This window comes from Micromonospora sp. DT47 (assembly GCF_049844475.1).
In the GTDB taxonomy this organism is placed as follows: Bacteria; Actinomycetota; Actinomycetes; order Mycobacteriales; family Micromonosporaceae; genus Micromonospora.
The window spans coordinates 290,341-302,610 of the sequence record NZ_JBNCLC010000002.1; the positions used below are offsets into that span (position 1 = coordinate 290,341).

General features: G+C 73.0%; 12 protein-coding genes. 1 reads left to right on the top strand and 11 read right to left on the bottom strand.

What is annotated here, in order from left to right:
• Window positions 1–29 precede the first annotated feature (29 nt).
• Window positions 30–1,211 (bottom strand): acetoin utilization protein AcuC, encoded by a 1,182-nt coding sequence (locus ACLQ2U_RS03980; protein WP_425749140.1) that lies wholly within the window; start codon window positions 1,209–1,211, stop codon window positions 30–32.
• Window positions 1,212–1,261: 50 nt separating this feature from the next.
• Window positions 1,262–2,119, bottom strand: coding sequence for a sulfurtransferase (locus tag ACLQ2U_RS03985; protein ID WP_425749141.1), 858 nt, complete (start codon window positions 2,117–2,119; stop codon window positions 1,262–1,264).
• Window positions 2,120–2,217: 98 nt separating this feature from the next.
• Here ACLQ2U_RS03985 and ACLQ2U_RS03990 point away from each other — a divergent pair, with 98 nt between their 5' ends.
• Window positions 2,218–2,904, top strand: coding sequence for a metal-dependent transcriptional regulator (locus tag ACLQ2U_RS03990; protein ID WP_425749142.1), 687 nt, complete (start codon window positions 2,218–2,220; stop codon window positions 2,902–2,904).
• Window positions 2,905–2,920: 16 nt separating this feature from the next.
• Here the strand turns inward: ACLQ2U_RS03990 and ACLQ2U_RS03995 are convergent, their stop codons facing one another.
• The 9 genes from ACLQ2U_RS03995 to nrdR form a co-directional block, all read right to left on the bottom strand.
• Window positions 2,921–3,472 (bottom strand): hypothetical protein, encoded by a 552-nt coding sequence (locus tag ACLQ2U_RS03995; protein ID WP_425749143.1) that lies wholly within the window; start codon window positions 3,470–3,472, stop codon window positions 2,921–2,923.
• Between the two features lie 95 nt (window positions 3,473–3,567).
• Complete coding sequence (locus ACLQ2U_RS04000; RefSeq protein ID WP_425749144.1) at window positions 3,568–4,830, bottom strand: MFS transporter; 1,263 nt, start codon at window positions 4,828–4,830, stop codon at window positions 3,568–3,570.
• A gap of 98 nt (window positions 4,831–4,928) precedes the next feature.
• Window positions 4,929–5,171, bottom strand: a complete 243-nt coding sequence (locus ACLQ2U_RS04005) for a DUF5522 domain-containing protein (RefSeq protein WP_425749145.1) — start codon at window positions 5,169–5,171, stop codon at window positions 4,929–4,931.
• A 71-nt stretch (window positions 5,172–5,242) separates the two neighbouring features.
• Entirely contained in the window at window positions 5,243–6,232 is a 990-nt protein-coding gene (locus tag ACLQ2U_RS04010) for an asparaginase (RefSeq protein ID WP_425749146.1), read from the bottom strand.
• A 458-nt stretch (window positions 6,233–6,690) separates the two neighbouring features.
• The gene (locus ACLQ2U_RS04015; protein WP_425749147.1) at window positions 6,691–7,626 is read right to left on the bottom strand and encodes a DUF2332 domain-containing protein; all 936 of its coding nucleotides are present in this window, start codon (window positions 7,624–7,626) and stop codon (window positions 6,691–6,693) included.
• A gap of 3 nt (window positions 7,627–7,629) precedes the next feature.
• On the bottom strand, window positions 7,630–8,385 hold the full coding sequence (locus ACLQ2U_RS04020; protein ID WP_425749148.1) for a nucleotidyltransferase domain-containing protein: 756 nt from the start codon (window positions 8,383–8,385) through the stop codon (window positions 7,630–7,632).
• A gap of 103 nt (window positions 8,386–8,488) precedes the next feature.
• Complete coding sequence (locus tag ACLQ2U_RS04025; protein WP_425749149.1) at window positions 8,489–8,668, bottom strand: hypothetical protein; 180 nt, start codon at window positions 8,666–8,668, stop codon at window positions 8,489–8,491.
• A gap of 140 nt (window positions 8,669–8,808) precedes the next feature.
• A complete protein-coding gene (locus ACLQ2U_RS04030; protein ID WP_425749335.1) occupies window positions 8,809–11,688 on the bottom strand; it encodes a vitamin B12-dependent ribonucleotide reductase in 2,880 nt (959 codons plus the stop codon).
• 65 nt (window positions 11,689–11,753) lie between these two features.
• Entirely contained in the window at window positions 11,754–12,254 is a 501-nt protein-coding gene (gene nrdR / locus ACLQ2U_RS04035) for a transcriptional regulator NrdR (protein WP_425749150.1), read from the bottom strand.
• Between the last annotated feature and the right edge of the window lie 16 nt (window positions 12,255–12,270).

Below are 12,270 nucleotides of genomic sequence, written 5' to 3' on the forward strand. Positions count from 1 at the left end.
CGGTCGGTCCCCTCCCCCAGGCCGCCGGCTCAGTCGCGCGGGTCGTGTGGGTCGAGTCCGTGCAGCGGGAAGACCGCCTTGCGGACGGCGGCGATGGCCCGGTCCACCGAGTTCGGCTCGCCGGCCGGCTGCCACGGCTGGTAGGCCGGGTCGATGTCATCGGTCATCCGCAGCGGGATCTGCCGCCCGGGCAGTCGCCGGTCGGCCAGTTCCCGCCAGGCGGGCGGGGTGAGGGTGGCCGGGTCGAGCGGGTCGCCGGTGGCCACGGCCAGCAGGTGGGTCCAGGCCCGGGGCACCACCTCGACCAGCGCGTACCCGCCGCCGCCGGTGGCCACCCAGCGGCCGTCGCAGAGCTCGTCGGCTAGCGCCCGCAGGGCGAGGTAGGTGGCCCGCTGCCCGTCGACGGAGAGGTGCAGGTCGGCCAGGGGGTCGACCCGGTGCCCGTCGGCACCGCACTGGGTGACCAGGATCTGCGGCCGGAACGCCCGCAGCACCGACGGCACGATCGCGTGGAAGGCCCGCTGCCAGCCGGCGTCGCCGGTGCCGGGCGGCAGCGGCACGTTGACCGCGCTCCCCTCGGCGCCGGGGCCACCGGTCTCGTCGGGGAAGCCGGTGCCCGGGAAGAGGGCGAGCGGCGTCTCGTGCAGGCTGATCGTGAGCACCCGCGGGTCGGCGTAGAAGATCTCCTGCACGCCGTCGCCGTGGTGCACGTCCACGTCCACGTACGCGATCCGCTCCGCGCCCAGGTCGAGCAGGCGGGCGATGGCGACCGCCGGGTCGTTGTAGACGCAGAACCCGGCGGCCCGGGCGGGCATGGCGTGGTGCAGCCCGCCGGCCACGTTGACCGCACGCCGGGCCTCGCCCCGCCAGACCGCCTCGGCGGCGGCCACGCTGGCCCCGGCGATCAGCGCGCTGGACTCGTGTATCCCGTCGAAGACCGGGTTGTCCGACGTGCCCAGCCCGTACCCGGCGAAGAGCGGGTCCTGTGGCGCGGCGCGGACCGCCTCCAGGTAGTCGGGCCGGTGCACCCGGGTGAGCAGCGCATCGTCCGCCGGCTCCGGCTTGACCAGCCGGACCCCGGGCCGGTCGAGGACGCCCAGCTCGCGGGCCAGCGCGATGGTCAGCTCGACCCGTACCGGGTTGAGGGGGTGCTCCCCCATGTCGTAGGCGAGCAGGGACTCGTCCCACACCACCACCGTGTCGTCCGACATGGGGTTATCGTCGCACGGGGGCGGCCGGCCGCCCACCACGCACGCACTGCTCAGCGCCGCGGTGTCTCCCCGGTGGCGACCGGGCGGGACGGGTCGGCCACCCAGTTGCTCCACGACCCGACGTAGAGCGCGGCGTCCGACCGGCCGGCCAGGTGCAGGGCGAGCACCGCCTGCGCGGCGGTCACCCCCGACCCGCAGTACGCCCCGACCGGCGCGCCGTCGGTCACCCCGGCCGCGGCGAACCGCTCGCGCAGCGCCTCGGCGGACAGGAAGCGGCCCTCGGTGACGTACTCCGGGGCGGGGAGGTTGACCGCGCCCGGCAGGTGCCCGGCGACCGGGTCGATCGGCTCGGTCTCGCCCCGGTAGCGGGGTGCGGCCCGGACGTCGAGCAGCGTGCCCGCGTCGGCCGCGGCGAGCCGGGCGGCGTCGTTCGCGTCCAGCACCGGCAGCGCCCCGGGGCGGACCCTCACGTCCCCGGGCGGCGGGGTGGGCACCTCGGTGGAGCTGGGCAGGCCGGCCGCCGTCCAGGCCGGCCAGCCGCCGTGCAGCAGGCGTACCTCCCGGTGCCCGGCCCAGCGCAGCGTCCACCAGGCGCGGGCGGCGGCCATGCCGTCGCCGCCGTCGTACACCACGACGGGGTGACCGGCGCGGACGCCGGCGGCCCGCAGCGTCGCCTGCAGGGCGGCCGGGTCGGGCAGCGGGTGCCGGCCGGCGGCGCCCGGCGCGCCGCAGAGCGCGGTGTCCAGGTCGACGAAGACCGCGCCGGGCAGGTGAGCGACCGCGTAGTCGTCGCGCCCGGGCGGGCCGACCAGGCGCCAGCGGACGTCGAGCAGGGTGGGCGGGTCGGCGCGGTGCAGCTCGGCGGCGAGCCGGTCAGGCTCGACCAGCAGCTCCTGGGTTCCGGACATGCGGTCCAGTCAACACCATCCGGGTACCGACCTCACGGTTCGCGGGCGGTGGATCGTCCCACCCGCGGGGTAGCATCGACCTTCGGGAGGCCGCTGACGTGAAGCATGACCTGGTCGATACGACCGAAATGTACCTGCGCACCATCCTCGAGCTCGAGGAGGAGGGTGTGCCGCCGCTGCGCGCCCGGATCGCCGAGCGGCTGCGGCAGAGCGGGCCCACCGTCAGCCAGACCGTCGCCCGGATGGAGCGCGACGGCCTGCTCACCGTCGAGGGCGACCGGCACCTGGCGCTGACCGCGCTGGGCCGCAACGCCGCCGTCTCGGTCATGCGCAAGCACCGGCTGGCCGAGCTGCTGCTGGTCAACGTGATCGGAATGCCCTACGAGGAGGCCCACGAGGAGGCCTGCCGGTGGGAGCACGTGATGAGCGACGCGGTCGAGAAGCGGGTCTACGACCTGCTCAACCGGCCGACCCGCTCGCCGTACGGGAACCCGATCCCCGGGCTGGAGGAGCTGGGCTCGCTGGAGCCGGAGGCCACCGACACCGCCGAGGGTGAGCGCAACCTGGCCTTCCCCGGCCTCTCCGGTCCGGTGGTGGTCCGGCGGATCTGCGAGAGCGTGCAGACCGACTCGGACGTGCTGCGCCAGTTGCACGCCGCCGGGGTCGACCCGGGCGCCACCGTCACGGTGGCCCAGGAGCGCGACGGGGTGTTCATCGACCGCTCGGGCGAGCGGATCCGGCTGCCCCGCGAGGTCGCCTCCCGGGTCTTCGTCGCCGCCCACTGACCGCCCCCGCGGCGCCTCACATGGCGCGGGTGTTCAGCGTCCTGGCCAGGGCGATCAGCTTGGTGGCCTGCGCGTCCGCCTCGGCCCGCGCGGCGTTCGGGCGGCTGGTCCAGCGCAGGGTCGCCAGTCGGTCCTCGGTGGCGAGCCAGCCCACCTCGGCGACCGGCCCGTGCTTGGCGGTCTTCGCCGAGGTCCGGCGGTAGGCGACCTGGCCCAGCTTCGACACCGTGACCGCACCGTCGGGTCGCAGGTCGGTGTTGAAGGTCGGCACGTCGATCGAGGTGTCGGTGACCGTCAGCATCAGCTCCGGCCACGTGGCGCCCTCGGCGCGTACCACGCAGGTGTGGGTGTCGCCCTGGTCGCTGGCCGCCGCCACGTCGAAACGGCCGCCGGTGTGCTTCGCGATGGCCGCGAAGTCGAGCAGCTTGCAGGCGCCGCCCGACGAGGCCGCCGCCACCTCGACGGTCACCGGCTCCACCTCGGGCACCGCCACCTGCCGGTCCTGCTCCGCGCCGCAACCGGCGCTCAGCAGTACGCCCAGGCCAGCGAGCCAGATCCGCGCGCGCACGTGGAACCTCCGCAGTCGTCGGCGGGGGGTGCCCGCCGGATGTCCGTCGGACACCGTACGGGCTGCCCCGGCCGGACGGAACCCCCGGTCGGCCCTCAGGTCGCCGGGAGGTCGCGCATCCTCCGCAGTGGAGAGAGGACGACGAAGAGCGCCGCGCTCCAGGTGCCCAGCGCGCACACCACGAGCGCCGGCCGCATCCCCCACTGGCTGCCGAGCGTCCCGCCGAAGAGCGCGCCCAGCGGGACCACCCCGAAGCAGACCCAGAGGAACGTGGCGGTCACCCGCCCCAGCAGCTCCGGCGGGGTGATCCGCTGCCGGTACGACAGGATGGCGACGTTGTAGAGCACCACGTTCGCGGAGAACGCGGCGAGCCCGACGACGTAGAGCGCCAGCCCCCAGCCGGGCCGGGCCAAGGGCACGAGCAGGTAGAGCGGGCCGGGGGCGGCCATCGCCACCCAGATCACCCGGGCCGAGCCGATCCACCGCGACAGCCGGGCGGCCAGCGCGCCGGTGACCAGGCCGCCGACCGCGCCGAGGGAGAACACCAGCCCGACCGTCGCCGGGGCGGCGTGCAGCTCGCGGACGAGGAAGCTCACCTCCAGCGAACTGGTGCCGATCGCGAAGAAGTTCGACGTGGCGGTGCAGGCGAGGATGCGGACCAGGATGGGCTGGCGGCGGATGAAGCCGAACCCCTCGGTGAGGGCGGCGCGCGGCGGGAGCCGGACGGGGTCCGTGGTCCGGTTGCGGGCCGGCGGCCGGATCAGCAGCAACGTCACCGCGCTGACCACGAAGGCGAGCGTGGTGCCGAGGAAGGTCTTCGCGGCGCCCACGAGGCCGGTCAGCGCACCGCCCACCGTCGGCCCGACCAGCTGCGCGGCGTCCTGGCTGACGGTGAGCCGGGCGTTGCCCTCGACGAGCCGGTCGGCCGGCACCAGCCGGGGCAGGGTGGTCTTGTACGACACGGTGAACAGCACGGTCAGCACGCCGGAGAGCCCCACCACGACGTAGAGGAAGGCCAGCGAGAGCCGGTCGACCAGGGCGGCCACCGGCACTGACAGCATCAGCGCGGCCCGGCCCAGGTCGCAGGCGACCATCAGCCGCCGCTGGTCGACCCGGTCGGCGAGCAGCCCGGCCGGCAGCGAGAAGAGCAGGTACGGCAACCAGGCCAGGGCGCTCAGCAGCGAGACCTGGAAGACGCCCGCGTCGAGGGTGTCGGCGGCGAGCAGCGGCACCGCCACCCCGGAGATGCGGGTGCCCAGCTCGCTGACCGTCTGGCCGCCCCAGAGCAGGGCGAAGTCCCGGTTGCGCCACAGCGGGCGCGCTGCGCCGACGCGCGGCGCGTCGAGCTGCTGGGTCACGGTCGGCCACCTGCCTGGTGCGGAACGGTTCGCCGGAGCGGCCGCCCCGGCCGACCCAACCTAGGTGCGGCGGCGGCGCGGGGACATTCGTTTACCGTTCAGTCGGCCACGTAGGGGCAGTGCCGGCAGCCGCGTCCGCAGCAGGTGCCGCGGCGGGCCAGGAAGCCGGCGGTCAGCACGAACAGCCCCGTCCCCGGGTCGGGGTAGCCGGCCTCGCCGGCGGCCAGCGCGGCGGCGTGCCGGGCGAGGATCCGCTCCCGGTCGGGATGCTCCGGCGACAGCCGGGACGGATGCGGCTCGGTGAGCGGCCGGTCCGCCAACGGTCGCCGCTCCCCTGCCACGCCGGCAGTCTACGGAAAGCGGTCCGCCAGCCCCGATGGCCCGGCCGGCCCGGCCCGGCCGCCGGGGCCGGTCAGCCGTGCCGGGCGAAGGCCTCGGCGATCGCGTCCCGGTCGGCCCCGGCGGCCAGCAGCAGCCGCAGCAGCACCAGCGCCTTGTAGGGGTCGAGCAGCCCGCCGTTGAGCAGGCCGCGCCGTTGCAGGTCGGTCTCCGAGCCGACCGCGCCGTAGGTGTGCCGCAGCACCGCTCCGGCGCCGGTGCGCGACGTCAGCACCACCGGGATGCCCTCGGCCAGTGCGCTGAGCACGGGGGCCAGCGCGGACGGCACGTGCCCCACCCCGAAGCCGGCCACCACCAACCCGTGCCGGCGCTCGGCCAGCCCGTCGAGCTGCCAGCCGTCGTCGTCCAGGGTGACGGTGTGCAGGGCCACCCGGGTGGCGTCCAGCCGCGCCGGGTCGACCGGCGGCAGCGCCGGACGGCGGGGCGGCCGGGTGAGCAGGCGAACCCGCCCCTCGACCAGGTGGCCGAGCGGACCGGCGTTGGGCGAGGCGAAGGTGGCCGTACTGGTGCTGTGGGTCTTGCGGACCCAGCGCGCGGCATGAATCTGGTCGTTGACAGCGACCAGCACGCCCAGGTCGCGGGCGTCGGGCGACGCGGCGACCCGAGCGGCGGCCAGCAGGTTGGCCGGCCCGTCCGCACCCGCCAGGGTCGGATTGCGCATGGCGCCGGTGAAGACCAGCGGCGCGGCGTGCGGCCAGATCAGGTCGGCCAGGAAGGCCGTCTCCTCCAGGGTGTCGGTGCCCTGGGTGACCACCACGCCGGTCGCGCCGTCGGTCACCGCCTGCGCGGCGGCGGCGACCACGTCGATCAGCCGACGGTACGACAGGTCGGCGCTGGGCACGGCGAGCGCGTCGCGGACGTCCAGCGGCGCGCCCAGCCCGGCCAGTCCCGGCACGGCGGCCACCAGGTCCGCCCCGGTCAGCCGGGTCACCACCGGCCGCTCCCCGGGGCCCACCCCGGCCATCGCGATCGTCCCGCCGAGCGTGAAGAGAGCGATGCTCACCGGCCGTTCCTTCCATCGGGGCTGTCGATCATGAACCCTACCGGGCGGCCCGCTGTGCCATCACCGCCTGGCCGGACGTGCCCCCGGACCCCCATGATCGTCTGATCCGTGGCGACTCGACACCGCCGCCGCAGCGACGGCTCCAGGTCAGACGATGTTGGTCGGGTCACACGCCGGGGCCACCGGTCTCGGCGCGGACCCGGGTCAGCAGGTCGACGAAGGGGCCGGGCCGCTCGTAGAGCGAGCGGTGGCCGGCCCCGTCGAGCACGACGTGCTCCTTGCGGGGCGCCTAAGCCGGGTGTCCCACCAGGCTGTCCGCAGTGTGGACCAGCGCGTCGAACTCGGTCTCGAAGTCGGGCGGACCCACGGTCGTGTAGCCGGGAATGGTGAACGCGGGTCCGATCATCAGCGACATGGTCATGCATTGAACCCGACCGCCCGGGGCCGCAGAACAGGGGTCACGCGAACCAGGTGATCGCCTGGCCGTGTCCCCGGGTCCAGGCGAGCGGCATCCCGTCCAGCGCGAGCACGTTGTGAAACGCCCCGCCCGGCTGCTCCGGCAATGCGGCGTGGGACAGCACGTCCGGGTCCTCGTTCGCGACCCAGTGCCCGGGCATCGTGCGGACCAGCTCGACGAACGCGTCCCGTCGGGGTTCGGGCACCTGGTACAGCACCGAGGTGTGGAACACCACCAGGGTCGCGCCGGGCGGTGCCAGCGCTGCCAGCGCCGGCAGGTCCTCCACCAGATCGCCCCGGACGAGCAGCGGAGGATCGGCGGCGACGACGCTCACCGCCGCTCGCAACCGTTCGCGGCGGTGCGTGTGCTCCGGCCAGATGAGGGCGTACAGCCACGCGACGTCAGCCGGGTCGGTCACGTCGAGCGGGTTCAGGTCCAGCCCGGCTCGCCACACCACCTCGGGCAGCCTGGCCGGTGGCGCACTGCCGGTGATCGCACAGTCGAGGACTGGGGCACCCTCGCCGAGCAGGCGGTCACCGTAGCGGTACGCGTACCGGTCCGGGTAGAGGCAGAGGCCAGCGGACGCGCCGACCTCCAGCAGCGCGAGCGGCTGCGGCAGCGCGGCGAGCACCGGGAGCAGTACGGCGCACCGGCCGGCCTCGTTCGTCTGGGTCGCCCGGGCGAGGATCTCCGCCTCGATCGCCGGCCAGTTCGCCATGGTGTAGTCGTGGAAGGCGGTCGAATCCTCGACCGGACCGCCGAGGAGCCGGACCACGGCGAAGAGCAGGTTCGGCTGCCGCTTGGCCGGCGGGAGCGCATCGATCAGGGCGAGCAGCTCGTCGTCGCGGGACACCGCAAGCGACAGGCGCTCGTACGCAGGCGACACCCCGCGCGCCTCACGGGCGGCGAACTCGGCGTAGGTCGCAGCGGTCGTCATCGGTCAATGATCTCCGTCGGTCGCGGTCGTACCGACATCCAACCGCTGTGCGCGGGCGACGGTTCGGCGGGCGTCACGCCACGCGATCAGGGTTGTTTGTATCCGGGGGGAGCGGACACTCTCCCCTCGGCGTCTGGCGCTCACCTGGTCGATCAGCCAGTCAGGCGCGTCGGCCTTCCTGATGGCTTCGGTCTTGCTGAGCAGTGCGCCGTTGCGGAGTGCGTAGCGACCCCGGGCCATCGACGTGAGCCCGAGGTCCGCGAGGGCGGGGTCCAGCCACAGCCACGGACGCCGGGCGGCCCAGGCCCAGTAGCCGGTAAGCTCGGCGCGGGCAGCCGCTCGGACATCGTCGTCACTCATCGGCGGGAGGACGTCCCGGGGTGGGCGGCCGAAGAGCGCGTACCCGTGCCGCACCAGTTCCGCCCGGGTGACCCCGGACAGGATGCGCTGGACGAGCTGCCCGTGGGTCCAGGTCGGATGCGGAACCTGGACGTCGGGGATCGTCGCGGCGTCCACGTAGACGCAGCCCAGGTTGGCGCCGGAGCCGGCTCCGTCGTCGAGGCGACGATGCACGGTGGCGAGCGCGGCCTGGCGGGCGGCGTCGACCGGCCCATCGGTCAACGCGACCAGGTCGAGATCGCTGACGCCGGGAAGGTAGTCGCCGGTGGCCAACGACCCCGCGACCAGCAAATCGGTGACCCAGCCGAGCGCCGCGACGTCCCTGGCGAACTCGTCGACGACAGCCGGTGGGGTCACCATGAGGTCAGTCTATGAACTGTTCCGCGGCTTCCGCCGACGGGAGATCTCCTCCAGGTGCTGCAGCCGCCGCAGCTCCACAGCGGCAGGACCGGACCGTGCGTCGTCACGCCAGGCCGTCCAGGAAGCGCCGGGTGGCAGCGCGAGCATGCCAGCGGGAGGCCCATTCCGCCTGATAACAGGGGTACGGAGCCAGCCGCGCCCACCACCACCGGCAGCCGGCACAGAGGCCGTCGACGCCGGGCAGGTGCACCGACAGGATCTGCTGGACCTGATGCTCGGTCACGCCTGCTTGCTCTTGCAGTGCCCAGCGCTGCCGACTGCGTCCTACTGCCTGGCAACCTGGCTTTAATGAGCTGCCCCGACCCCCGCTCAGGGATCGGGGCAGCTTTGCCTATCGCAGTTTCCGCAGACGCCTCGTATATGTCAGCTGCAGCCGCTGGTGGAGCCGCAGCCCTCGCAGACGTAGCAGCTACCGGCCGGCCGCATCTTGGTGCCGCAGGTGAAGCAGAGCGGCGCGTCGGCGGCCTTGCCGAGCACGGCCTCCAGCAGCTCGGTGCTGGAGCCCACCGCCGGGGCCGGCTTGACGGCGGCGACGTCCGCCATTTCCTGGGCCGGCTGGGCGACCGCCGACTTGGGTTCCGTCGGGGCCTCGACCGGGGCCGAGGACGCCATCGCGGTGAGCTCCGCACCGCTGATGGCCGCCGTCTCCGCCTCGGCCTCGGCCCGCAGCTGGGCGGCCCGCTCCTGGGCGGTGAAGATGCCCAGTTCGGCGCGGCGCTCGTACGGCAGGAAGTCCAGCGCCAGGCGACGGAAGATGTAGTCCATCACCGAGGCGGCCATCCGCACGTCCGGGTCGTCGGTCATGCCGGCCGGCTCGAAGCGCATGTTGGTGAACTTGCTGACGAACGTCTCCAGCGGGACGCCGTACTGCAGACCGATGGAGATGGCCACCGAGAAGGCGTCCATCACACCGGCCAGGGTCGAGCCCTGCTTCGACATCTTGAGGAAGACCTCGCCGAGGCCGTCGTCCGGGTAGGACGACGCGGTGAGGTAGCCCTCGGCGCCGCCGACGGAGAAGCTGACCGTCTGCGACGGGCGCTTCTTCGGCAGCCGCTTGCGCACCGGGCGGTACTCGACGACCTTCTCGACGACCTTCTCGACGACCTTCTCCGCCACGGCCTTGTTCGGCTTGGCCACGGAGAGCGGCTGGCCGACCTTGCAGTTGTCGCGGTAGATCGCCAGCGCCTTGAGGCCCAGCTTCCAGCCCTCGAAGTAGATCTTCTCGACGTCCTCGACGGTGGCCTGCTCCGGCATGTTGACCGTCTTGGAGATGGCGCCGGAGATGAACGGCTGGACGGCCGCCATCATCCGCACGTGGCCCATCGGGGCGATGGACCGCTCGCCCATCGCGCAGTCGAAGACCGGGTAGTGCTCCGGCTTGAGGCCGGGGGCGTCCACCACGTGGCCGTGGTCGGCGATGTGCTCGACGATCGCCTCGACCTGCTCCTCGGGGTAGCCGAGGCTGCGCAGGGCGCGCGGCACGGTCTGGTTGACGATCTGCATCGAGCCGCCGCCGACCAGCTTCTTGAACTTGACCAGCGCCAGGTCCGGCTCGACGCCGGTGGTGTCGCAGTCCATCATCAGGCCGATGGTGCCGGTCGGGGCGAGCACGCTGGCCTGCGAGTTGCGCCAGCCGAACTTGTCACCGACCTTGTTGCCCTCGGTCCACTGCCTGGTGGCCTCCCGCACGATCGCGGTCGCCACGGTGCTGGTGGGCTTGATCTCGTCGTTGGCGGCGGCGTGCTTGCGCATGACCCGCTTGTGCGGCTCGGCGTTGCGGGCGTAGCCCTCGTACGGGCCGACGATGCCGGCCAGCTCCGCCGAGCGGCGGTACGCGGTGCCGTTCATCAGCGAGGTGATCGCCGCGGCGACGGAGCGGCCCTGCTCCGAGTCGTACGGCAGGCCGGAGGCCATCAGCAGCGCGCCGAGGTTGGCGTAGCCGATGCCGAGCTGCCGGTAGGCGCGGGTGGTCTCACCGATCTTCTCGGTCGGGAAGTCGGCGAAGCAGATCGAGATGTCCATCGCGGTGATGACGAACTCGATCGACCTGACGAACTTCTCCACCTCGAAGCCACCGTCGGCGCGGAGGAACTTCATCAGGTTGAGCGAGGCCAGGTTGCACGAGGAGTTGTCCAGGTGCAGGTACTCCGAGCACGGGTTCGACGCGGTGATCCGCCCGGTCTCCGGGCAGGTGTGCCAGTCGTTGATGGTGTCGTCGTACTGCAGACCGGGGTCGGCGCACTCCCAGGCGGCCTGGGAGATGCTGCGGAACAGCTTCTTGGCGTCGATCGTCTCGATGGTCTGCCCGTCGAGCCGGCCGCGCAGGTCGAAGCCGCCGCCGTTCTCCACCGCCGACATGAACTCGTCGGAGACCCGGACCGAGTTGTTGGCGTTCTGGTACTGCACGCTGACGATGTCGGCGCCGCCCAGGTCCATGTCGAACCCGGCGTCGCGCAGCGCGCGGATCTTGTCCTCCTCGCGCGCCTTGGTGACCACGAACTCCTGGATGTCCGGGTGGTCCACGTCGAGGATGACCATCTTCGCCGCGCGCCGGGTGGCGCCGCCGGACTTGATGGTGCCGGCGGAGGCGTCCGCGCCGCGCATGAAGCTCACCGGGCCGGAGGCGTTGCCACCGGAGGAGAGCAGCTCCCGGGAGGAGCGGATCCGGGAGAGGTTGACGCCGGAGCCGGAGCCGCCCTTGAAGATCAGCCCCTCCTCCTTGTACCAGTCCAGGATCGAGTCCATCGAGTCGTCCACCGCGAGGATGAAGCAGGCGCTCACCTGCTGCGGCGACGGCGTGCCGACGTTGAACCAGACCGGCGAGTTGAAGCTGAACACCTGGCGCAGCAGCATCCAGGTCAGCTCGTGCGCGAAGATCTCGGCGTCCGCCGGACTGGCGAAGTAGCCGAACTCCTCACCGGCCTTGCGGTAGGTGGTGACCACCCGGTCGATCAGCTGCTTGAGCGACCACTCCCGCTCCGGGGTCCCCACCGCGCCCCGGAAGTACTTGGTGGTCACGATGTTGGCCGCGTTGACGCTCCAGGACTCGGGGAACTCCACCCCGCGCTGCTCAAAGTTGATCGAGCCGTCCCGCCAGTTCGTCATCACGACGTCGCGGCGCTCCCACGCCACCTCGTCGTAGGGGTGCACGCCCTCGGTCGTCCAGACCCGCTGGACCTTCAGACCCGACACCGCGCCGGCCTTCGCCCGCGAGCGGCTGGTTGTCACGCCGTCCCCCGCCATCTCATCCGCCCCCTCGTCTGCGCGGTCACCCACCGCGCGTCGTCACTGTCAGAAATCCGAAAAACTCAACTGGTACGGCCGGCGGTCTCGACCGCGTCGGCCCCGGCGCCCTCTCGGGCGCGGGCCGCGGCCCGCAACGTCTCGATCTCCCGCTCGAAGTCGGCAAGCGAGTCGAAGGACCGGTAGACGCTGGCGAAGCGGAGGTAGGCCACCTCGTCCAGGTCCCGCAGTGGGCCCAGGATCGCCAGCCCCACCTCGTGGCTCGGGATCTCGGCGGCCCCCTTGGCCCGCACGGTCTCCTCGACCTTCTGCGCGAGCAGCGCGATCGAGTCCTCGTCGACCGGGCGCCCCTGGCACGCCTTGCGCACCCCGCCGATGATCTTCGTCCGGCTGAACGGCTCGGTCACCCCGCTGCGCTTGACCACCGCGAGGACCGCCTCCTCCACCGTGGTGAACCGCTTGCCGCACTCCGGGCAGGAACGGCGGCGACGGATCAGCTGGCCGTCGTCGGCCTCCCGCGAGTCGACCACCCGGGAGTCGGCGTACCGGCAGTACGGACACCGCATCGCCTGACCTCCTTGA